Origin of the sequence: Bacillus sp. FSL K6-0138 (assembly GCF_037982765.1) — a bacterium.
GTDB classification, from domain to species: domain Bacteria; phylum Bacillota; class Bacilli; order Bacillales; family Bacillaceae; genus Bacillus; species Bacillus glycinifermentans.
On sequence record NZ_CP150286.1, the window covers coordinates 481,835 to 505,051 of the forward strand.

17 protein-coding genes and 1 pseudogene are annotated in these 23,217 nt (G+C 48.4%); 10 read left to right on the top strand and 8 right to left on the bottom strand.

Features of this window, described 5'->3' with window-relative positions; all coding sequences use genetic code 11:
* The first annotated feature begins 23 nt into the window (after positions 1–23).
* Positions 24–3,869 (top strand): non-ribosomal peptide synthetase, encoded by a 3,846-nt coding sequence (locus MHB78_RS02645; protein ID WP_046130933.1) that lies wholly within the window; start codon positions 24–26, stop codon positions 3,867–3,869.
* Between the two features lie 2 nt (positions 3,870–3,871).
* A complete protein-coding gene (locus tag MHB78_RS02650) occupies positions 3,872–4,603 on the top strand; it encodes an alpha/beta fold hydrolase (protein WP_046130934.1) in 732 nt (243 codons plus the stop codon).
* A 69-nt stretch (positions 4,604–4,672) separates the two neighbouring features.
* Here MHB78_RS02650 and MHB78_RS02655 read toward each other — a convergent pair.
* Positions 4,673–5,545: pseudogene (locus MHB78_RS02655) on the bottom strand (DMT family transporter); the annotation flags it as partial.
* 135 nt (positions 5,546–5,680) lie between these two features.
* On the opposite strand from MHB78_RS02655, the gene MHB78_RS02660 reads away from it, so the two are divergent.
* Positions 5,681–7,030, top strand: coding sequence for a PLP-dependent aminotransferase family protein (locus tag MHB78_RS02660; RefSeq protein WP_046130935.1), 1,350 nt, complete (start codon positions 5,681–5,683; stop codon positions 7,028–7,030).
* A 32-nt stretch (positions 7,031–7,062) separates the two neighbouring features.
* Here MHB78_RS02660 and MHB78_RS02665 read toward each other — a convergent pair whose 3' ends face one another.
* Positions 7,063–7,734, bottom strand: a complete 672-nt coding sequence (locus MHB78_RS02665) for a 4'-phosphopantetheinyl transferase superfamily protein (protein WP_046130936.1) — start codon at positions 7,732–7,734, stop codon at positions 7,063–7,065.
* Between the two features lie 135 nt (positions 7,735–7,869).
* Here MHB78_RS02665 and MHB78_RS02670 point away from each other — a divergent pair, with 135 nt between their 5' ends.
* Both MHB78_RS02670 and MHB78_RS02675 read left to right on the top strand, forming a co-directional pair.
* Entirely contained in the window at positions 7,870–8,598 is a 729-nt protein-coding gene (locus tag MHB78_RS02670; RefSeq protein ID WP_231947468.1) for an alpha/beta hydrolase-fold protein, read from the top strand.
* Between the two features lie 53 nt (positions 8,599–8,651).
* Positions 8,652–9,518: an AraC family transcriptional regulator gene (locus MHB78_RS02675; protein WP_046130937.1), complete on the top strand. Its 867-nt coding sequence runs from the start codon at positions 8,652–8,654 to the stop codon at positions 9,516–9,518.
* A gap of 159 nt (positions 9,519–9,677) precedes the next feature.
* Here MHB78_RS02675 and MHB78_RS02680 read toward each other — a convergent pair whose 3' ends face one another.
* Positions 9,678–10,340 (bottom strand): YitT family protein, encoded by a 663-nt coding sequence (locus MHB78_RS02680; protein ID WP_046130938.1) that lies wholly within the window; start codon positions 10,338–10,340, stop codon positions 9,678–9,680.
* Between the two features lie 107 nt (positions 10,341–10,447).
* Positions 10,448–11,563: a Gfo/Idh/MocA family oxidoreductase gene (locus MHB78_RS02685; protein ID WP_046130939.1), complete on the bottom strand. Its 1,116-nt coding sequence runs from the start codon at positions 11,561–11,563 to the stop codon at positions 10,448–10,450.
* A 118-nt stretch (positions 11,564–11,681) separates the two neighbouring features.
* On the opposite strand from MHB78_RS02685, the gene MHB78_RS02690 reads away from it, so the two are divergent.
* From MHB78_RS02690 to MHB78_RS02700, 3 genes are all read left to right on the top strand, one after another.
* Entirely contained in the window at positions 11,682–12,542 is an 861-nt protein-coding gene (locus MHB78_RS02690) for a LysR family transcriptional regulator (RefSeq protein WP_046130940.1), read from the top strand.
* Positions 12,543–12,889: 347 nt separating this feature from the next.
* A complete protein-coding gene (locus MHB78_RS02695; RefSeq protein ID WP_046130941.1) occupies positions 12,890–14,551 on the top strand; it encodes a pyridoxal-dependent decarboxylase in 1,662 nt (553 codons plus the stop codon).
* Positions 14,552–14,566: 15 nt separating this feature from the next.
* Positions 14,567–16,288: a methyl-accepting chemotaxis protein gene (locus MHB78_RS02700; protein WP_046130942.1), complete on the top strand. Its 1,722-nt coding sequence runs from the start codon at positions 14,567–14,569 to the stop codon at positions 16,286–16,288.
* A gap of 39 nt (positions 16,289–16,327) precedes the next feature.
* On the opposite strand, the gene MHB78_RS02705 is transcribed toward MHB78_RS02700, so the two are convergent.
* The 4 genes from MHB78_RS02705 to MHB78_RS02720 form a co-directional block, all read right to left on the bottom strand.
* Complete coding sequence (locus MHB78_RS02705; RefSeq protein ID WP_046130943.1) at positions 16,328–17,071, bottom strand: amino acid ABC transporter ATP-binding protein; 744 nt, start codon at positions 17,069–17,071, stop codon at positions 16,328–16,330.
* A 14-nt stretch (positions 17,072–17,085) separates the two neighbouring features.
* Positions 17,086–17,787: an amino acid ABC transporter permease gene (locus MHB78_RS02710; protein ID WP_046130956.1), complete on the bottom strand. Its 702-nt coding sequence runs from the start codon at positions 17,785–17,787 to the stop codon at positions 17,086–17,088.
* Positions 17,774–18,583 carry a cystine ABC transporter substrate-binding lipoprotein TcyA gene (tcyA, locus tag MHB78_RS02715; protein WP_046130944.1) on the bottom strand — a complete coding sequence of 270 codons (810 nt, stop codon included), beginning with the start codon at positions 18,581–18,583 and terminating at the stop codon, positions 17,774–17,776. The genes MHB78_RS02710 and tcyA overlap by 14 nt, the downstream gene beginning before the upstream one ends.
* Positions 18,584–18,711: 128 nt before the next feature.
* A complete protein-coding gene (locus tag MHB78_RS02720) occupies positions 18,712–20,127 on the bottom strand; it encodes a sigma-54-dependent Fis family transcriptional regulator (RefSeq protein ID WP_046130945.1) in 1,416 nt (471 codons plus the stop codon).
* A gap of 244 nt (positions 20,128–20,371) precedes the next feature.
* On the opposite strand from MHB78_RS02720, the gene MHB78_RS02725 reads away from it, so the two are divergent.
* Positions 20,372–21,574, top strand: coding sequence for an ornithine--oxo-acid transaminase (locus tag MHB78_RS02725; protein WP_046130946.1), 1,203 nt, complete (start codon positions 20,372–20,374; stop codon positions 21,572–21,574).
* Positions 21,575–21,773: 199 nt separating this feature from the next.
* Positions 21,774–23,210 carry an amino acid permease gene (locus MHB78_RS02730; RefSeq protein ID WP_046130957.1) on the top strand — a complete coding sequence of 479 codons (1,437 nt, stop codon included), beginning with the start codon at positions 21,774–21,776 and terminating at the stop codon, positions 23,208–23,210.
* Positions 23,211–23,217 lie beyond the last annotated feature (7 nt).

Genomic DNA, 23,217 nt, shown 5'->3' on the forward strand with positions numbered 1-23,217 from the left:
ACTCCGTGAAAGGGGGACAAAACGTGAGCCAGTTTAAAAAAGAGCATGTGCAGGATATTTACTACTTATCTCCAATGCAGGAAGGGATGCTGTTTCATACTCTGCTGCATCCGGGACAGAGCTTTTATATTGAACAGATCAGCATGCAGGTAAAAGGCTCTTTTCGAAAAGATCTATTGGAAAAAAGCATGAACGTGATCGTCGAAAGGTATGATATCTTCCGGACCATATTCGTTCACGAAAAAATGAAAAGGCCTGTTCAAGTCGTCTTAAAAGAAAGGCATTTTCATGTGGTAGAAGTCGATTTATCAGGGCTTTCCGAAGAGGAGCAGAAAGAGCGTATCGAGGATTATAAACAGGAAGACAAACGAAAAGGCTTTAATCTGTCAAAAGACATCCCGATGCGAACGGCGATTTTCAAAACGGGAGCAGATGCGTATGAATGGGTGTGGAGCTACCACCACATCCTGCTTGACGGCTGGTGCTTCGGCATTGTCGTTCAAGAGCTGTTCAAAGTGTACAATGCACTCCGGAAAAACAAGTCTTACAGCTTGAAACCTGTCAAACCGTACAAAGAATATATCAAATGGCTCGAACAACAGGACAAACAAAAATCGCTTTCCTATTGGGAAGAATATTTAGCCGGATTTGAGGGGCAGACGACGTTTGCCGAACAGCGGAAAAAGACGAATCAAACAGGCTATCAGCCTGAAGAGCTGCTGTTTACATTGCCGAAAGCCGAAACGGAAGCTTTTGCAAAACTCGCAAAAGCCCGCAATACGACGCTGAGCACGGCGCTTCAGGCGGTATGGTCGGTGCTCCTCAGCCGCTATCAGCGTTCGCGCGACTTGATATTCGGAACCGTGGTCTCGGGGCGTCCCGCCGAAATAAAAGGCGTCGAGCATATGGTCGGCTTATTTATTAATGTTGTTCCGAAGCGGGTCACATTCGGCGACAAAACGACCTTTTCGGAGCTGATCGCCCGCTTGCAGAAGCAGACGCTCGAATCAGAGCCGCACCAATACGTGCCGCTTTACGATATCCAAAGCAAAACGGCGTCGCCTGATCTGATCGATCATATCATCGTGTTTGAAAACTATCCGCTCCAGGAAGCGAACAAACAGCAGGAGGAAGACGATCTCGGCTTTTCAATGGGGCGTGTCAGCGTGTTTGAAAAATCGAACTATGACTTGAATCTGCTTGCATCGCCGGGCGAAGAAATGATGCTGAAGTTCGCTTACAACGGAAATGTCTTTGATACATCGTTTGTGGAGCGCTTAAAGGATCAGCTCATAGAAGCGATCAGCCGGATTGCCGGCAATCCGGATCAGCCGCTTAATGACATCACCATCGTCCCTGAAAACGAAAGAAAGCAACTGCTGTATGACTTTAATGCGCCTGAGGAGAAAACAACATCCGCTATGGCGATTCCGCAATGGTTTGAGCATTATGCTGAATTCATGCCTAACGAACCGGCCGTGTCGGCGGCGGGCTGCACGCTTACATATCGTGAATTGAACGACCGGGCCAACCGGCTCGCCCGCTACTTGAGAAAAAAAGGAGTGGGCCGAAAGAAGGCGGTAGCCCTCTTTTTCCGCCGCTCGCCGGACATGGCCGCCGCGATTCTCGCTGTTTTAAAAGCGGGAGGGGCTTATGTGCCGATCGATCCGGAATATCCCGATGACCGCATCCAATACATGCTTGAAGACAGCGGTGCGCTGTGCCTGCTGACTCAAGAGGAGCTCGCCGGACGAACCGTGTCGCTTTCCTTTAAAAACGAAACGGTGTTGATCAATGATCCGGCCGTTTCCGGTGAAAGCGGAGAAAACCTTGGGATAGCCATTGACCCTGACGATCTTGCGTATATCATGTATACATCGGGAACGACCGGAAAACCGAAGGGCAACCTGACGACACACGCCAACATCACAAGAGTCGTCAGAGACACGAATTACATCGACATCACCCGCCAGGACACCTTGCTGTCCCTGTCTAACTACGCATTCGACGGATTTACGTTTGACCTGTACGGCGCTCTTTTGAACGGCGGAAAACTGGTGGTCGCAGGTCAGGACACCATTCTCGATATCAGCGGGCTCACGGAAACGATAGAGAAAGAAAAGATTACTGTCATGTTTGTGACAACGGCGTTGTTTAATCTTCTCGTCGACTCAGGAACCGGCTGGATGAAAGGACTGCGCAAAGTGCTGTTCGGAGGCGAACGCTCGTCTGTCAGCCATGTCAGAAAGGCGCTGGCGGAAATGGGGCCGGGAAGGATCATCCATGTATACGGCCCGACCGAAACGACCGTGTTTGCGACATTCTATCCCGTCGACAGCGTGAGCAGTGAAGCAGTTTCGATTCCGATCGGCAAACCATTGAATCAGACTGCGGCTTTCATTTTGACGGAGAAAAACGAGCTTCAGCCGCTCGGAGCGGTCGGCGAGCTGTGCCTGAGCGGAGCCGGCGTATCGCTCGGCTACTTGAACAGACCCGATCTGACAGCGGAGAAATTCGTCCCGCACCCGTTTATCCCTGGCCAAAACATGTACCGGACCGGGGACTTGGCCCGATGGCTTCCGGACGGCAATATCGAATTTGCCGGACGGATTGACGATCAGGTGAAAATCCGGGGGCACCGGATTGAGCTTGGCGAGATTGAGGAACAGCTTACCCGTTGTCCCGGCGTAAAAGAAGCTGTTGTCCTTGCTGCACGAAGCGGAAGCGGCGATTTAACGCTGACAGCTTATGTCGTTCCGGCTTCCGGCGGCGTCACGGAAGAAGCGATTCGCGGCCGCCTTGCGCAAAAGCTGCCGGCCTATATGGTGCCGCCTGTCTATTTCATACTTGAAGAATTGCCGCTGACGCCGAACGGAAAAGTGAACCGGCGCCTTCTTCCGGAAGCAGGAGAAGCCTCGGTACGAGAGGAGCGCAGGGAACCCCGCAATGAAACGGAAGCCAAGCTGGAGAGGATTTGGTCAGATGTGCTCGGCCGTCCGCACATCGGCATAGACGAGAACTTTTTCGAAATCGGAGGCCATTCATTGAAGGCGATGGCTGTCATCTCCCGGATATTGAAGGAGCTGGGGGCGGAAGTTCCGGTGAACATCATATTCGAATCTCCGACAATTGCGGCAATGGCTGCGTATATAGACGGCGGAGGCAAAACGGATGAAGCCGATAGAACCGTGTTCAATCCGGAAGCCGGCCGATACGTATTCGCTTTCCCGCCCGTTCTCGGATACGGCATTATGTACGGCAAGCTTGCCGAACAATTGCCGGAATATAAGATTTGCGCCTTTGATTTTATCGAAGCGGGAGACAGAGTCGAGCGTTTTGCGAACACGATCACGAAGCTTCAGCCTGAAGGTCCGCTGACATTGCTCGGCTACTCTGCAGGCTGCGGTCTTGCCTTTGAAGTGGCGCAGCAGCTTGAAAAAAGCGGCCGTGAAGTCGACAGGCTGATCATGATCGATTCGTATATGAAAAACAATGTCAGCGATTTGGAAGGCCGCACTGTCAAAGATGACGTCGCAGCGCTGCTAGAAGTCAACAAAAACAACGAATACATGCAAATCGAAGCAGTTGCGGAAGGCATTGCCGGAAAGCTTGAAGCGTACTATTCGTATTTTGTCGGCTTGATCCATCAAGGACAGGTTGACTCCGATATTCACTTTATTCAATCCGAGTCGCAAAAACCGCTCCCGGTATGGCTTTCTTCGTGGAAAGAAGGAACAAGGGCGTCTTATCGAGAATATCAAGGGTACGGAACGCATGATGAAATGCTCGCTGACGGCTTTGTAAAACAAAACGCGGAGATAGTCAGACGGGCTTTAAGCGAGCGTGCCGTTGTAAACGGGGGTGTATAATCATGAACGATATATTGAAAACTTTCGGGCCGTCTTCGGGCGGCATGCAATTGATTTGTTTTCCGTATGCAGGGGGCTATTCTGCATCATTCCGGCCGCTTTATGACTGCTTAAAAGCGGACTGTGACATGATGGCTATCGAACCGCCCGGCCACGGGACGAATCAAATGGAGCTTGTCGATGATTTGGAGGCGCTCATCGGGATGTACAAGACGGCACTGAAGCCGAAGCTGACGCGTCCGTTTTTGCTGTTCGGCTACAGCATGGGGGGAATAGTCGCATACAGAATGGCGCAGAAGCTCGAAAAGGAAGGAATCTTTCCGAGCGCCGTCATTATTTCGGCGATCCAGCCCCCTGATTGCAAGCGGAAAAAGGTGTCCCATTATGATGATGATGCCTTTCTCGACCATATCATCCAGCTTGGCGGAATCCCCGATGAGCTCGTAAGGAACAGGGAAGTCATCAACTATTTCCTCCCATCCTTCAGGGCAGACTACCGCGCGCTGGAGTCGTTTGTTCACACCGATCATTCGCTTGTCAACTCGCCTGTATACATATTGAACGGCGATCAAGATGAGAAATGCATGAGAGACGCTTCCGGCTGGAAAAAGTGGGTCAGGGAAGCCGAATTTCATACGTTTGAAGGCGGGCACATGTTTCTCCTCTCAAAAACGGAGGAAGTTGCAGCATGCATCAGGTCGATCCTCGCGGAAGCGGGCCAAACAATACGATAAAACGGAAAATCGGCGATTGTCAGCCGATTTTCCGCGTTTTTTTAATTGAGGACGCTTTTCTTTTCTTGTAGCGCCGATGATTCCGGCAATAATCACGATCGAACCGGCGATATGATACCATGCGAGCGTTTCCCGCAGCAAAACAACACCCGCCAAAATCGTCACCAATGTGGCCAAATGATTAAACAAGCTGATTTTCGCAGCTTCAATTTTCGATAAAGCATAGTTTGACAAGAAGGATGTCGCAAACGATGACAGCACACCCAAATAAAGAATCGCCAGTACAAAGGCCGGATGCCGGAATGGCGCGAAGAAATCGTTAAGCGTCCCATCAGTCATATGGCCGAACGCGGCGATTCCGTTGAAAAAGACGAAGCCCGCGGCCGTGATCACATACGTTAATTCCAATGAGCTGAATCTTTTTGTCATCTTTCTGGCCAAGACGCTGTAGCCTGCTGAAGAAAACGCCGACAGCAGGATCAGTACAGCTCCTTTTACATTGGTGCTGCTAACGCCCGCGCTTTTCATTAAGAAAATGAAAGCCACGCCAGCCGCTGACAAAACCGTGAAAAAGAACTGCCGCCTGCTGAAGCGTTCCTTTAAAAAATAAGAAGCCAACAGCATCGTCAAAATCGGGATCGAGGCTTGTATAATCCCCGCTTCCGAGGAAGACGTATAGACGAGCCCAAAGGCTTGAAAACCAAAAAACATCACCGGATAAAATAAAGCGAGCGGCAAAATCAACAGCACGTCCTTCGCGCGGATGCCGATCTTGACCCAGCCGCACAAAAGGGGAATGAGCGCGGCGCAGAATGCGGCGGTAAAGCGGTGTGCGAGCAGGTCAAGCGGTCCCGCCGCTGCAAGCGCCAGTTTTACGAACAAAAATGAAAAACCGATGATAAAGGCGTATAACAAAGCTGCAACATAAGCAGATTTATGCAAATAGGATCACCCCGAATCGTATGCATGCAATACATGTGATTTGACCGGTCTCTGTCATCATATACGGCGGAAAAGTTTGATACAATACAAAAAAAGCATATCTGTACCGATACAGATTTGGAGAAGGAGACAAGCATGCAAAAATACGTCGGGCTGATGAATAAACTGGAGTCGTTGATCGAGGAACGCTCATTTCAAGAGGGGGATAAGCTCCCGTCAATCCGTACGCTTGCAGGCGAGTTTCGCGTAAGCAAAAGCACGGTGATCCGGGCGCTCAGCGAGCTGGAAAAGCGGCATATGATCTACTCGGTGCCAAAAAGCGGCTATTACGTCGTGAAAAAGACGAACAAGCTGCTGAACAGGGAGAGGAGCGTCATTGATTTCGCGGCATCCGCCCCTGATCCTGATGTTTTTCCGTACCTCGATTTTCAGCATTGCATCAACAAAGCCATTGATACGTACAAAAACGATTTATTTATATACGGAACGCCGAAAGGCCTTCCGTCTTTGATCGAAGTCGTCCAAAAAGAGCTCGCAAATGCACAGGTCTTTACGAAGCAGGACAATATTTTCATCACGTCAGGCGTTCAGCAGGCTTTGTCATTGCTTGCTTCGATCCCTTTTCCCGATCAGAAGCGGAAAATCCTGATTGAACAGCCAACCTACCATTTGCTGCTCAAATATCTTGAAGTTCACCGGCTTCCGGTGACCGGGATCGAACGGACGGCGCAAGGAATCGATCTGCAGCGGTTAGAGCTGCTTTTTCGCACAGAAGATATTAAGTTTTTCTATACGATGCCCAGGTTTCACAATCCGCTCGGAAGCTCCTATACCGAAAAAGAAAAAAAGAGCATCGTCCGATTGGCGGAGAAGTACGGCGTTTTCATCGTCGAGGATGATTTTTTAGGAGATTTAGAGGGGAATCAGAAGGCGGACCCGCTGTTTTCCTACGATGTTTCCTCACGCGTGATTTATTTGAAAAGTTTTTCTAAAATCATTTTTCCCGGGCTGCGCGTCGGTGTTGCCGTGCTGCCGGATTCTTTGACAGAGGCGTTTAATCAATACAAACGGCTGACGGATATCGACAGTTCGATGCTGTCGCAGGCCGCTTTGGAAATCTATTTAAAAAGCGGAATGTTCGAAAGGCATAAGCAAAAAATCCGCGCTTCATACGAAAAACGGTCGCGCCTTTTGCATGGCTTGCTGAGTGAGCTCGCCGGATCAGCGGGAGAACTTGTTGACTTTCACCTTCCTGATCAGCCATGCGTCCATACCCATCTCGTCTTGGACCGCAAACTCCCGGCGTCCCGGATCATCAAAAACATGAGAAAGCGCGGCGTTTTGCTGGAGCCTGTCGATGCCCATTATTTAGCAGGTTTTCAAAAACGAAATTTGTTGAAAATCAATACCACCAATGTAAAAGAGGAGGATATTCCGCGCGGTATCGAGCTGTTAAAACAGACGATCTGCACATCGCGTTATTAAAAAAAGGCTGTGATTCTTTAGATCACAGCCTTTTACAGCTCATCATACCCTTTAATTTCAATTTTGCCGGGAAAATCGGGCTCAGCGGAACAGACCGCCATTTTATAATCGGGGTCAAGCTCATACGTTTTCATATAACAAGGCGGGTGGCCTGAAGGAACCTTCAGTGAAACGCGGCCGTCTTCTGCGAGCTTGACGGAAAACGAATCAAGCGGCAAAGACAGGCCCTTTCCCGCCTGTTTGACAAAGCTTTCTTTCATCGTCCATAAATGATAGAAATAGGATAGCCGTTCAGGCTCGCTTTTTTCCATCAAGTCGCGATATTCTTCGGAGGAAAAAAAACGTTCAGCAATATCGTAATTGACCGGTTTGATTTTTTCGACATCCACTCCGACCGGGGAGCTTCCGGCTGCGCATAAGATCCATTTTCCGGAATGGGAGATATTGAAATGAAAGTTCGGCAAGCCGAGAGCAGACGGCTTCCCATACCGGCCGGAGGTAAATGCAATTTGTTCATTCGCCAGGCCGAACGTTTCGCTGATGATCTTTCTTATGAGGACTTCCCCGATCAGCGTCCGATTGGCGTCTTCCGGATATCTGTATCGCTTCACCTTGTCCTGCTTTTCTTCAGACACCATGGCCATCATTCGTTCGAACTGGCCGGAATTCGGAAGCTCATTCATAGAAACAGCGTAAATCTTCATCACGTGCAACCTCTTTACATGAAATTTAATCTATTTTGATTGTAGCAAACATGAAAGGTAGACGAAAGGAGTTAAAAAACGATGAATGGAACACTGATAAATGACACGTTTTCCGGCAGAGAGCTATAGATCTATCTGCCTCCTTCATATCAGACTGGCCGAAAACGCTATCCGGCGCTTTACGTTCATGACAGGGGGGATCTGTTTAATCCGGGGTTTAGCGATAGCTTAGAGATGATTGAACATTTCTGCCGCCGCGGGGAAATGCCGGAACTGATCATGATCGGCGTGGCTTCAGAAGACAGGGAAAACGAGTATACCCCTTTTCCGCAGCCTCACTTAAAAAAAACGGATCATACATACGGAGGAAACAGCGCTCATTACGCCGAATTTTTGGCAAGGCAGCTAAAGCCGTTTATCGACCGGAACTATTTGACAGATGGGAGCCGCGAAAACACCGGGATCATCGGGAAGTCGTTCGGCGGGCTCATCTCGATGTATACAGCATATTTGGAACCGCAAACGTTCGGGAAAATCGGAAGCCTGTCGGGTTCCTTTTGGTTTAAAGGAATGATTGAATATATGCGCGGACACACCTTTCTAAATCCAGATCTGCGCATTTATATGGATGTGGGGAGCACGGAGGGAACAGACCGGGACAATCTTCAGAAAGAAATGATTCCGAGAACAAAGGAAGCCTTCCGCATTTTATCAGAAAGCGGGGTGTCAGGGGAACATCTCAAATTTGTCATTGATGAAGGCGGAGCGCACAGATTCGAGCGGTTTGCGAAGCGTTTTCCGGAAGCGGTCAAATGGCTGTTTGCAGACAGCCGGCCTTTTCTGTCACAACAAAGCACAGAATGACAGGAATTCCTGACCTTTGACTGATATGGTGGGAACTGAAAGGAGAAACAACAATGGAAGTCGTGAATCGTTTGGCTGATAGCATTGATTTTATCGAACAGAATCTTGACAAGGAATTGCGCCATGAAGATATTGCAAAGATCGCCTGCTGTTCAAAATTTCATTTTCAGCGCATGTTTTATATGCTGACGGGCAGTACGCTCGCTGACTACATCCGCAAACGGAGGCTGACCGTTGCAGCCCAGGAACTGGCTTCATCAGATGCAAAAGTCATTGATGTCGCTTTGAAGTATGGATACAACACACCTGAATCGTTTTCTAAAGCGTTCAGCAAGCTTCACGGAATGAGCCCTTCACAGGCGCGAGAAAAAGGCCGGACGCTCAAGGCATTTCCCCGTCTTTCCTTTCAAATTCAAATCAAGGGAGCAGAGGACATGAATTATAAGATCGTCCAGAAAGAATCGTTTCACATCATGGGCAAAGCTATTCAGACAAATGTAAGTATGGAGCAAAACAAAGTCGAGATTCCGGCGTTTTGGGATGAGCTGAACCGAAACGGCTTTACAGAATCATTGAAACCGTTCGCCGGACCGCTCGGCTTTCTCGGTGTATGCATGGATTTTAGCGAGCAAGCCGACACATTCACCTATGTCATCGGCGTCGAAAAAACGACCGAAGATCTTCCTGAGGGCTGTATCGTGAAAGAAGTCCCCGCATTAACGTGGGCCGTGTTCGATGCCGCAGGTCCCGTGAATCCAACCGTTCAGGCAACATGGGAGCGGATTTTCTCGGAATGGTTTGCGGCTACAGGTTATGAACATGCAGACGTCCCCGAATTAGAAACCTACCCGGTAGACGGGAACATCCTGGCTGAAGACCATGTCACACAGATTTGGATTCCGATTGTGAAGAAACGCTAAATATATATGATTGATTTATTCAAATTGACCATCCGTCAAAAAGCAAAAATCCGGAAAATGCGAGATTGAGGAAATGTACAATGAGATAAAGGATCGGCAGTTAGGTGAACAGCCGGCGGTAAAAAAAGAGGAAACCGGAACAGTCGTCCTGGTTTCCTCTTATCCGTTTTTCCTCAATGAAAACTGAACCGGCCGGGCCGCTTCAGCACGGCGTCCTGATACAGCGTATGCAAGGAGCCGTTTGGACTGCGGCAGCGAAAAGCGCAAAATCACGCCTGTCAAAATTGCGGTCAGTACGGTGCCGATGCCGATCGGGCCGCCGAGCAGCCAGCCGATAAACAAAATCGTCAGCTCCATGCCGTTGCGGACCCACTGCACATTCCAGCCCGTTTTCTCAGAGATCAAAAGCATCAGGGAGTCGCGCGGACCCGCGCCGAGATTGGCTGACACGTAAATGCCGACGCCATAACCGGTAAAAACGATGCCTAAAAGAAAAATGACGGCCGTTGAGACGTGTGTTTCAGGGTCTGGAAGGATGAAGTTAAAAAAATCTATAAAAATACCGATCAACAGCATGTTTAACAAGGCGCCGATTTTCGGCCAAGCCTTTGTAAACAGCGAGGTCAAGCCGACGATGACTGCTCCGACAATGATCGACCATTGGCCGACGGACAGCCCCAAAAGGACAAACAGTCCATAATGGAACGCGTCCCACGGACCGATGCCGAGCGCTTTTCCTTCAATTGTAAGAGAAACCCCAAAAGACAACACAATCAATCCGACAAAATAAAAAAGCCAGCGCAGAACGAATTCCCGCTTCAATCGATTCCCCTCTTTCCGAAAAAAACAATCGAGTGTTATTGTAACACAATCCGATGCCGATCAGAATAGGAATTATCGACCGAAAGCCTGTGAAACAAGCCTTTTGGCTAATTCAAAACGACGGTTTGCCCTGTTTCAGCAGACTCCCGAACCGCATCCAGCAGCATGTGCAGCTTCACGGCATCATCAAAGTCGAGAATGTTCCGCTCGTTTTCAAGAATATCTTTCGCCAGCACGCGATACGCTTTTTCAACATATCCAGCCGGGTGAGCGTCTTTTTCTGCTGACTGTCTGACGTGCTGCCAACGGATATGGTCAGCGCCTGTTAACAAAGCTGAAACCTCGGGATAGGCCATTTTTTCAAGTATAAGGCCGCCGAATTGCACATGTCCGAGTGAACGCTGCTGTGAAAGCCGGAAAGCGCCTTTTTCCCCTTGGATTTCTAAACGAAATGCCGGGTACACGCCGCCTTGAATATGAACGGATGCTGATGCGCCGCTCGCAAGCGTTCCGTTTATGACGATTTGATCAGCGGTATTTTTGGCAATCGTTTCGCCTGTTTCAGTGATGACGGCTTCCGGATAATTGATATTCATCAATGCGGACAGTTCTTTGAAGCCGCCGAGTATATAGCAAAGTGCATCAAGCGAATGACCGCCGTTGATGGCGAGCAGATCAGCGCCGTTTTCCTTTTGCAGCAGATAGCTGCTTTTCTCGTCCGTTACCCCGCCTTTTCCGTGCGTGGAGACGTGCATCGTGCAAGACAGCACCCTTCCGATGTCGCCTTTTTGAACCGCCTGCTTTAAGCAGTTGATTTCCGGGGATTGCCTTGCCTGCAGTCCGACGGCATGGCGGATGCCCGTTTTCTTTGCCAATTCAGCCAGCTTCTTCGCTTGGTTTGTGTCGATCGCAAGCGGCCATTCGCAATACACGTGCTTTTGCTCCCGAATTGCTGCGGTGACTGCTTCATCATGAAACGGAACCTTTACACTGACAACGACTAAATCGACATCCTTAGATCCCGCCAATGCCCGGTGATCTGCAAACGCGAGCGGTGCGCCGATTGCCGCTGCGCTCACTCTTGCGGATTCCATGTTGGACGTTCCGATCGCCGTAATCTGAAAATCCGGATGTTCCGTAAGAACCGGAATATGAGTCCGGCTGGCCCATTGATTATTCATTGAGCCTCCGATGATTCCCGTTTTGATCATACCATGCTTCATCAATGATCCCTCCAATTCCATTATGTGCTTTTCACCAGTATAATGAGATATGATGATCATGAAAAATGTTAATATATGATGCTTATATCAATTTTTTTGATGGGAAGGCAGGGAACTGATGGATATAGAAAACATGAAGGCGTTTGTTTCCGCAGCGGAGCTGCAAAGCATATCGGCTGCCGCCGTTAAACTGAATCATCTGCAATCCAATATGACGGCCAAGATTAAAAAAATAGAAGCTCATTACGGACAGGAGCTGTTCATCAGAAGTTCGAAAGGCGTCCGGTTGACAAAAGAAGGGGAAATCCTCTACCGGCAGTTTAAAAAAATGCTGCTGTTATGGGAAGAAACAGAAAATAAAATGAAAATGTACGATGAACAGCTCCGGGTCGGCACGATGCTATCGATCGGGGGAACGAAATTGGCGGGTTCGTCATTAAGCAGGCTTTATCAATTGTATCCGAACTTATCAGTGACGCTGAAAACGGGATCGACGGAATATATCGAGGAACAGCTTCTTCTGGGAAATATTGATATAGCATATACGATCGGATCAATGAACAACAAAAACATCCATTACGAACAATCGGGTGTGGAGGAAATGGTTATCATCGGGGAAGGGATTGAAGAAAGGACGAGATTGGAAGAGTACATAGAGGGCAAAAACGTCCTTATCCTTTCAGATCAATGTTTGTATCTCTCGATCTTGAACAATATGTTCGCGGACATGAACATCACCCGCGGCGAAACGATCGAGGTCGGCGACATGCAGACGCTCGTCCAGCTTGCTTCAATCGGCATGGGCATTTCCCTCGTTTCCAAAAGAGTCGCAAAACGCTTTAAGGCCGGGCCGTTTTTGGAGGCGCCGCCTTCCTGCCGATACGTCAATACGTATATGATCACCCGTTTGCATCATCAGCTGACACCGATCGAAAAGCAGTTTAGAGAGCTTACCCAGTCGCTTATGTACAATGAATAGAAACGAAAGGTTTTCCGAATGAAATAGAATGGAGATTTATCGTTATTTTGCCTTTTAGCCGGCAGGTTTGCCCCCTCTTGTTCGCCTTTGTCCCGCGTTTAAGCCCTTCAATCCGAAAGCTTCTTTTTAAAGGTTAATAGAACATGTTTTTAAACATAATTTTACTTAAACTTCTTAACAATGCGTTAAGAAGTTTTTTACATTAACCGCAAAAACCGCAAAAACCGCAAAAATAAAACAATTTAAAGAAAATTGGCTAGAAATCCTAAAAAATTAGGTATATTGCCCGATATGGCGAGTGAGATATTTTTTTGAAATAAACATAAATACAGTCAGGAGAGAGAAACATGCAGCAAAGCAAGACATCAGATGTACAGAAATGGTTTCCGAGCGAAGACGGAAATGAAGCGAAGAGAAGCGAATTTTTATCGCTCATCGAGCAGCTGATCCGCGGAGTCGACGATTTGAAAAATCCGGATCAGGTCAACCTCAATGGAGTGAAGGACCGGGAAGGGCTTTTTTATGAAAAATTGATTTCCGAAAGCAAAATTCCGGTTTCAGGACGTCCGATGGAAGATGTCAATGAAGAGCTGCTGAAGCTTTTGCACAGCCATCCGTACCATTCAAAATACTTTTTTACCAACATTCTTCCGATGGCCAGCATTCCGGGAATCTTAGGAATGATCACGGCCTTCATGGTCAACGGCAATAATTTGTGGGATGTGTACGGGCCGGCCGGCGCAGAGGCTGAAGTGAAGGTCATCGCGATGATGTCAAAGCTGGCGGGCTATGATGCCGAAAAAAGCGGAGGTTATACGACGTGGGGCGGACAAGGCGCGGTCTTCACCGGACTTCGGATCGCGATTGCGAAAATGGCGCCATCTGCACTTAAGGAAGGCGTTCCTGGGAACTTCTATGCCTTCTGTTCAGAAGCTGCGCATTACAGCTTGTTTAAGTCAATGGAAGCGACAGGGCTCGGCAGCGATCGCCTGATCAAAGTCAAAACCAACCTTGATCACTCAATGGACACGGGCGATTTGCGGAAAAAGATGAGAGAGGTTTGCGAAAATGGCGGTATTCCGGTTTATATCGTCGCCACGACGGGAACAACGGATGCGATCGGGATCGATGACGTCCGTGCCGTGCGGCTTGCCGCTGAAGAGGTATCCCGCGATTTTGAACTGCCTGTACCGCACATTCACGCCGATTCTGCACTTGGCGGATTTTTTGCGTTTTTTAATGATTATGATCTGGATGAGAACGCTTTATCCTTCAGTCCGGGCGTCCTCAGCATGATCAAGCCGATCAAGGAGAAAATGCAGCACTTGCACGAAGCCGACTCGCTTTGTTTTGATTTTCAAAAGCTCGGCCAGACGCCTTATGTCACAAGCCTGTTCCTTGTCAAAGATGCCAATGATTTGAAACGAATTGACCTCGATCCTGAGGAGACGCCTTATGTCGGCCACCGCGGCTATGGCGAGTATCATACGGGCTATACGCTGGAATGTTCACGGATGGCCAGCTCCATCAGCATGTACAGTGCGCTGTTGTCGTTTGGGCGAGAAGGCTATCAAAAGCTCCTCGGCCAATTCCTTGACGTCAATCATCATTTCCGCGGGGAGCTCATCCGCCAGATTCCGCAGGCGGACATTATGAACCCCGACAACCACGGGATGTCAACGCTGTTCCGGATCTATCCTGAAGGGGCGCCGAGGTTTGCCGATGAGATGTCGGGAGAATGCAGCGTTCAGGAGCTAAAGAGGAACAATCTGCTGAATGAAAAATTATTCGAGAAGCTTGGGGAGCATCGGGACAAAATGTTTTTCGGCGATACGAAAAAGCACCTGATCGCCGGGACGCGGGAAGGGATCGAAGTTCCGCTGTACGTCAGCAAATTTTTCGTGATTTCTCCTTATACATTGCCTGAGCACGTGCCGCATATCGTCGCCTACTTAAAAGAAAAAATAGAAGAAGTCTGCCGGCAGTTTGAATCTGCCATGACGAAGTAAAAGGGGATATGGATGATGAATACGCTTAAGAAAAAGTTGACAGGACACATTTCCGTTAAAATCATGGCCGGCGTCGCGTTGGTTTTGATCATTACGATCGCCTGCTTTTCGGCCGTTTTTAATGTGATCAGCAAGGACTTGTCAGAGCAATTAAAACAGCAATTTCAAAACCGTCTTCACACAGACATTAATCTTGCGGAAGACCAAATCAATCGGATAAAAGGCAATAAACTGGACATTACATCCGCAGACAGCGATCTGTATCAACAGACGAAAAAAACGGTGGATGAGCTGAAAAAGAAAAACAAGCTCGAAAATCTTTACATCCTTTCCAATCAGGGAGGAAAAGAACGAATCATCATTTTATCTGATACGGCCGATGATTTCGGGACGCCATATGCTTTTTCAGCTGAGATGAAAGAGGCGTTGGCTGAAAATAAAACGACGGTAAGCGATGTATATAAAGACAAGTACGGAATTCATCAATCGATTTTTCTGCCGCTTACTGACTCTCAAGGGCAGCAGACCGGCATATTGGGCATTGACCTTGATGCTTCCGTCATTCCGCAAACGGCTGAGAAAGCGAAATGGTATACGCTCGGCATTTCGTTATTTGTGATGCTGATCGGGATGCTGATGGCTTATTTCCTCGGTACATACATTTCCAAGCCGATTCGGAAGCTGATGAATGCATCGGAAAAAATCGCAGACGGTGATCTGTCAGCTGAAGTAACCGTTAAGAGCAGCGATGAAGTCGGCAAATTAGCGGCTTCGTTCGAGCGGATGAGCGATAATTTGCGGAATTTGATCGGGCACATTTCAGCATCTTCCGAAGAGGTATCAAGAACGAGCCTTCAGCTGAAAAATGTCTCCTCTGAATCGAGCGAGAGCGCGGTTCAGGTCGCAGAATCGATGAACAGCATGAGCGAGGGAATCAACGAGGTCGTTTCATCGGTTACTGACTGCAGTACATCCACTGCTGAAATAGACAAACAGATCTCGCACGTGACCGAAAAAGTGAACGAAATGAAGCAGGTTGCCGAAGGCGTCAGCAAAGATTCCAAAACAGGCCAGGAGCTTGTGGAAGAAACGCTGCAGCAAACCAATACGATCAAAAACGTCATGGAAGAGTCGAAGCAAGCCGCTAAAGAGATGCAGAACCATACCGACGAAATCGAAAAAGTCATCGGAATGATTTCTTCAATTGCCGAACAGACGAATTTGCTGGCGTTGAATGCTTCGATTGAAGCCGCGCGCGTCGGAGAAGAAGGTCAGGGCTTTGCGGTCGTCGCAGGGGAAGTCAGAAAGCTGTCCGAACGCTCGGCTGAAGCCGCTTTATCCGTTTCACAGCTGGTGGCGGGAACGCAGGAAAGCAGCCGTCTTGTGATGGAGCGCATTGAAGAGGGCAATGAAGCCGTCGATAGAGGACAGATTTTAATCAATGGAACGTATGAGAATTTTTCAGGAATCTTTAAAGGGATTTCTCAATTTGCCGAGAGAACGGATCAATTGCTGAAATCGCTGTTAAAAGTAGAGGAATCGTATGAAAAGATCTCTTCAGCCATGGAGCAGATTTCCGCTGTTACAGAAGAGCAGGCGGCAGGTTCTGAAGAAGTGGCGGCAGCAGCCGAGCAGCAAAGCGCAGGCATGCAGGAGATCGCATCAGCGATCGAGCAGCTTTCAGCTCTGTCTGAGGAGCTGAATAAAGCGGCATCCCGCTTTAAAATAGCCGAATAAACGACAAAAACAGCCTGACCGGTCAGGCTGTTTTTTCGTTTATACCGGATTCAAAATCCGATTTAAAAATTGTTTGGTCCGCTCTTCCTTCGGGGCAGAGAAGATTTGCCCAGGCGGCCCCTGTTCAACGATCACGCCTCCGTCGATAAACACGACTTCATCCGCGACGTCCTGCGCGAATTTGATTTCATGGGTGACGACGACCATTGTCCAGCCTTCGTTTGCCAGGTCTTTCATGACCTTCAGCACTTCTCCGACCAGCTCGGGATCGAGGGCGGATGTAGGTTCGTCAAACAGCATCAGCTCCGGCTTGATCGCAAGGGCGCGGGCAATGCCGACGCGCTGCTGCTGTCCGCCCGAAAGCTGAAACGGATAAAGATCCATTTTTTCTTTAAGGCCGACTTTTTGCAAAAGCTGGATCGCTTCTTTTTTGACCTCCGCTTTATCGCGTTTTTGAACCTTGACGGGTCCTTCCATCACATTTTCGAGTACAGTGCGGTGCGGAAACAGGTGATACGCCTGAAACACCATTCCCGACTTTCTCCGCAGGCGAAGCAGGTCGGCCTGTTTTTGTTTCTTTGAAAAATCGATCGTAAAGTCGTCAAACGAAAGAATGCCGCGGTTTGGAATTTCGAGCGCGTTCAGGCAGCGGAGCAGCGTCGTTTTTCCCGAACCGGAAGGTCCTAAAATGGCGATTACTTTTCCTTTTTCGATATTCAAATCGATCTTTTTCAAAATTTCGTTTTCACCGAACGATTTATTAAGCCCCTTGATCGAAAGCATTGTCTGATCCCTCCTTATTTGGCCACATACCGGTCCACGCGCCGCTCAACCAGCTGCTGAACGATCGCCAGCACAAAGCAGATGATCCAGTAAATGAATGCGGCTTCGATATAAATAACTAAAATTTGATCGAGATTGGCGGCGCCGATTTCCTGGGCTTTTCTGAACAATTCGGCGACCAGAATCTGCGATGCGAGAGATGTATCTTTAATCAAGCTGATAAATGTATTGGATAATGGCGGAATCGAAACGCGCACAGCCTGCGGCAAAATGACTCTTGAGAGCGCCGTCTTCTGGGTCATTCCGATCGAGTAAGCGGCTTCCCACTGCCCTTTTGGAACCGACAGGATGGAAGCGCGGACGATTTCTGACGCATAAGCGCCGACGTTCAATGAAAACGCGATGACAGCGCTTGGGAACGGATCAATCGTGACCTGAAACGCCGGGAATAGGTAAAAAATGATAAACAATTGGACGAGCAGCGGCGTTCCGCGGATCGCCGAAACATAAATGCCGAAAATCGCCCTTAAAATGCGCGATTTTGACATTCTCGCCAGCGCCGTAATGAGGGCGATGATCATCCCGAATATAAAAGAGAGAATGGCAAGGGGAATCGAATAATAGATTCCCCTTACAAAAATCGGCCAAAACGATTCCCGTACAAGATCCCACGGGATGGCTGTACCGATGGCCGTCTGAATATTATTGAGTAACATCTTCGCCAAACCATTTCTTCGCGATTTTAGAAAGCGTGCCATCCTCTTTCATGTCTTTAAGCGCTGAATTCACTTTGTCAACCAGCTCGCCGCTGCCTTTGCGGAAAGCGAAATGAGTCGTCTGAGGTTCGCCTGTTTCAAAAGCGATTTTCAAGTTTTTGTTGCCTGATGTTTTCAAATAGTTGAGCACTGCGAGCTTATCGTTGTATGTGAGGTCAACGCGGCCTTGCTGGATTAATTGGAAAGACTGGGCCATTCCTTCAACGCCCTCGATATTCGCGCCCGCTTTTTTAGCCAGGTCGTTGTAGTTGCTCGTCAATGATTGTGCCGCTTTTTTTCCTTTAACGTCTTTTTCAGATTTCAGGCTGTTGTTGTCGGCTTTTGTGACGACGACTGCCTGTGATGTTGTATATGGATCAGAAAAATCGTATTTGTCTTCACGGCCTTTTTTTCCGACCTGGTTCGCGATGACATCAAAGCGCTTTGAGTTAAGACCGGCAAACATGCTGTCCCACTGCGTTTCTTTAAACTCTGCTTTCAGTCCGAGGCGCTTTGCGACTTCCTGCATGACTTCAACATCGTACCCGGTTAATTTGTCGGCTTTTTTGTCATGGTATGTGAAAGGTTCGTACGTTCCTTCCGTACCGATGGTGAGAACGCCTTTATCTTTAATTTGTGACCAAAGGTTTTTGTCACTGCCTGTGTTTTTATTGTCAGCATTGTCACCGGAGGCTCCGCAAGCTGCAGCTACGGTGATCAAAAGCGTCATGAGAACTGCGAATATTGCTTTTTTCATTTTATTCCCCACTTTTCTTATTGGATTTATTTGATATGATTTTACTTAAGGGTCTTCCAAAAGTAAAGCATAAACTTTTTTTAGTATGAGTCAAGAAATACGTTTTTAGTGATGAAAATAAAGAAGCTTCATCCCCGTTCCCGATCAGGCCGGATCCCCCATTTTTTCAAACGGTATTGGAGGCTCTGCCTGCTGATTCCGAGCGACCGTGCCGCTTGGGATATGTTGTTGTTGCATTTTTTGATCGTTTTTTGAATAAAATATTTCTCGGCATTCTCGATCTGCTCTTTTAAAGGAGGAGCCGATCCGGAAGGCTGCTGGGCAAAAAGGTCGAAGCCCGGATGTTTCGGCAGCTTGTCCGATGCTTTCGATTTTGCCCGGTATTGCAAAGGAAGGTGCGTAAGATCGATCTTTTCTTCATATGTCATTAAATTCATCGCGCCCTCGATCAAATGCTCAAGCTCTCTGACGTTTCCCGGCCAATCATAAGAAAGAAGGAAATCGGCGACATCGTTTTCCAATCCTTTGACCTCCATTTGAAACAGCACATTGTATTTATCAATAAAATGGTTTGCGAGAGGGATGATATCTTCTTTTCTGTCTTTTAACGGCGGGACGAACAATGTGACGACGCTCAGCCTGTAAAACAGATCTTTGCGGAGCCGCTGGGCGCTGATGGCATCGACCGGATCTTCGTTCATCGTCGCGATGATTCTGACGTCGATCGGCGTGTCTTTTGAAGCGCCGATTCGTCTGATCGTTTTCTCCTGGATGGCGCGCAGCAGTTTCGCCTGCAAATTTAAATCGAGCGAGTTGATTTCATCAAGCAGCAGCGTGCCTCCCTGTGCCTGTTCAAAAAGGCCGGGGCGGTCGACTGCACCCGTGAACGCTCCTTTTGCCGTTCCGAATAAAAGGCCCTCGACAAGGCTTTCGGGGAGGGCGGCGCAGTTTTGCGAAATGAACGGACCTGTTGACCTCTGGCTTCCATTATGTATGCTTTGGGCAAACAGCTCTTTTCCCGTTCCGGTGTCTCCGACGATCAGGATGGATGAAGAGGTGCGGGTCGCCCGCTTTGCGTGTTCGCAGACTTCCGTAAACGCCGGGCTCGCGCCGATCAGGCTGTCGAATGTGTACTTCGCATTTTCCGTTTTATTCATATTATCCCTAATGAGCCGCTCCAGCTTTGTGACGTCTTTTGCAATCTCAATCGCACCTTTAATATTCCCGTCTTTCAAAATGGGAAACGTATGATTGACGGTCGTAATCTCCTGGCCCTTATTATTGAAGTATGTCTGCTTGACGTTTTTGATCGTTTTCCCGTACTGGAGAGCCTGGACGAGCGTACTGTCATGCTGATCGGCAAACGTAAACACGTCTAGCAGGTTTTTGCCGAGCACATCCTCGACATCCATTCCTTCGATTTGCATCATTTTATTGTTATAAACGACAGATGTGCCGTTTTCATCGACGATATGCAGACCGATATCAAGTTCATTGATAATCCGCTGAAAAATCAGCTTCAGCAGTTCAAAATCCCTTAGCACATGTATTTCCCCCTTTGTTTGAAACTGCTTTTATTGTAAGCCACGAACGCTTCAGTGTGCAAAATTTTTATACATAGAAATTCTGCACTCCCTTTGAAAAGTGCAAAAATATTTGCGGAGGGACCGCCGGCATTCCTTCACAATTCGCAGTTTTCTCACTTGGCACGAAACTTGCAAATATGAAAGAGCGAGAAAGAAAAACAACATCTGGCTGTTGTCCGCCACACAAGAAGGAGGAATCTGAATGACTGTTTTATCAAAGTCCGAAGAAATTATGAAGCAGACGGCACAATACGGTGCCAACAATTATCATCCTCTGCCGATCGTCATTTCCGAGGCTGAAGGGGCATGGGTAAAAGATCCTGAAGGAAACAAATATATGGATATGCTGAGCGCATACTCCGCAGTCAACCAGGGGCACAGACACCCGAGAATCATTCAGGCGCTGAAAGATCAGGCCGATAAAATCACCTTGACGTCAAGAGCTTTTCACAATGACCAGCTCGGCCCTTTCTATGAAAAGGTCGCATCATTGACGGGAAAAGACATGGTGCTGCCGATGAATACCGGCGCAGAAGCGGTTGAATCTGCGGTCAAAGCGGCGCGGCGCTGGGCGTATGATGTTAAAGGCGTTGCCGACAATCAAGCGGAAATCATCGCTTGTACAGGAAACTTCCATGGGCGGACGATGCTTGCGGTCTCTCTCTCATCAGAAGAAGAATACAAGCGCGGCTTCGGACCGATGCTGCCTGGCATCAAGCTGATTCCGTACGGGGATGCCGAGGCGCTGAAAGAAGCGATTACGCCTAACACGGCGGCGTTCCTGCTTGAGCCGATCCAAGGGGAAGCTGGAATCGTCATTCCGCCGGAAGGCTATCTTAAGCAGGCAGCCGAGATTTGCAAGGAGCATAATGTCCTGTTTATCGCCGACGAAATTCAATCAGGCTTGGCGCGTACGGGCAAGATGTTTGCCTGCGATTGGGAAGAAGTTGTTCCGGATATGTACATTTTAGGGAAGGCACTCGGGGGCGGCGTGTTTCCGATTTCATGCATCGCGGCAAACCGCGACGTTCTCGGCGTATTTAATCCAGGCTCCCACGGATCGACCTTCGGCGGAAATCCGCTCGCATGCGCCGTATCTATCGCCGCGCTTGACGTATTGGAAGATGAGAGGCTTGCCGAACGTTCTTTGGAGCTTGGAGAATATTTTAAAGAAAAGCTTTCGCAAATCGACAATCCGAAAATCAAAGAGGTTCGCGGAAAAGGCCTTTTCATCGGAGTTGAACTTTCAGAGGCTGCAAGGCCTTACTGTGAACGCTTGAAGGAAGAGGGACTGCTCTGCAAAGAAACGCATGAGACGGTTATCCGTTTTGCGCCTCCTCTTGTCATATCCAAAGAGGATCTTGATTGGGCCATCGCAAAAATTTCCCGCGTGTTGTCGAAGTAAGGCGAAAGGCTGAGCAATAAGGGGTTGTTCAGCCCGTTTTTTCGCCCGGTCTGCGAAAATTGTCAAAAATTGAAATATAAGGGAATGATTCAGAAGATTTTAAAAATAATGATTTTGTCGGATTTAAGGGATTTTAGTATCAGGTAGACGCATAAGGGGTGCATAATACAGGGAGAAGTATTTGAAGGGTGTGAAAGGTTTGAACCATGAAAAAGATCAACAACACACATTGAAAAGGACGATGAAATCGAGGCATTTATTTATGATCTCGCTCGGCGGCGTGATCGGTACCGGTTTTTTTATGGGAACCGGCTTTACGATCAGTCAAGCCGGACCCGTTGGAGCGATCCTCTCCTATTTGGCGGGCGGGCTGATCATGTATTTCACAATGTTATGTCTCGGCGAGCTTGCGGTGGCAATGCCCGTCTCAGGCTCTTTTCAAACGTATGCGACTAAGTTTATCGGACCGGCGACAGGATTTGCCGTCGGCTGGATTTATTGGCTCGGCTGGGCGGTCACAGCGGCTTTGGAATTTCTATCCGCGGGACAGCTGATGAATCGGTGGTTTCCCAATACGAGCGCCTGGATTTGGTGCCTGATTTTTTGCGGGCTGCTGTTTTTGCTGAATGCCCTGTCGGCAAAGGCTTTCGGTGAGGCGGAGTTTTGGCTGTCAGGCATCAAGATCATCGTAATTATTCTTTTTATCATTTTAGGCGGCGGAGCCATGTTCGGATTGATTGACATGAAAGGCGGACAGCCTGCACCGTTTTTCTCCAATTTCGTCGAAAACGGTATTTTACCAAACGGTTTAAGCGCCGTATTTATTACGATGATCACGGTCAACTTTGCCTTCCAGGGAACAGAACTGATCGGAATTGCGGCGGGGGAGAGCGAAAATCCGGAAAAGACGGTGCCGCGCTCTATTAAACAAACGGTTTGGCGGACGCTTGTGTTTTTCGGCCTGTCTGTGTTCGTGCTTGCGGGATTGATTCCGTGGAAACAGGCAGGAGTCGTGAAAAGTCCGTTCGTCGTCGTTTTTGATCAAATCGGGATTCCATATGCCGCCGATTTGATGAATTTTGTCATTTTAATCGCGCTGTTATCGGTTGCTAATTCGGGCTTATATGCATCGACGCGGATGCTTTATTCGATGGCTGAACAAGGGATGGCCCCTGTTTCGTTAAGCAGAGTCAATAAAAGAGGCATTCCGATGAATGCGCTCTTGATAACCTTGGGCTTTGCCGGATTGTCGCTTTTCTCGAAGTTTATCAAAGCTGAAACGCTGTATATGCTGATGCTGTCGCTGGCGGGACTGAGTGCGCAAATCGGCTGGATCACGATCACGCTGTCACAGCTGCTGTTCCGGAAACGGTATATAAAAGAAGGCGGAAAGGTCGAGGATTTGAAATTCAAAACGCCGCTCTATCCGGTGTTGCCGCTTGTAGGATTTATTTTAAACAGCACCGTGCTTGTGAGCCTTGCCTTTGATTCAGAGCAGAGAATGGCATTGATCTGCGGAGTCGTATTTATGTTATGCTGCTATATCGTCTATCATTTTTTTGTTAAAAAGCGCCGCGCGGCAAAGCCGCACGAAGAAGAAAGCTTTATGGTACTGCAAAAACAAAACGAACGATGAGGTGATG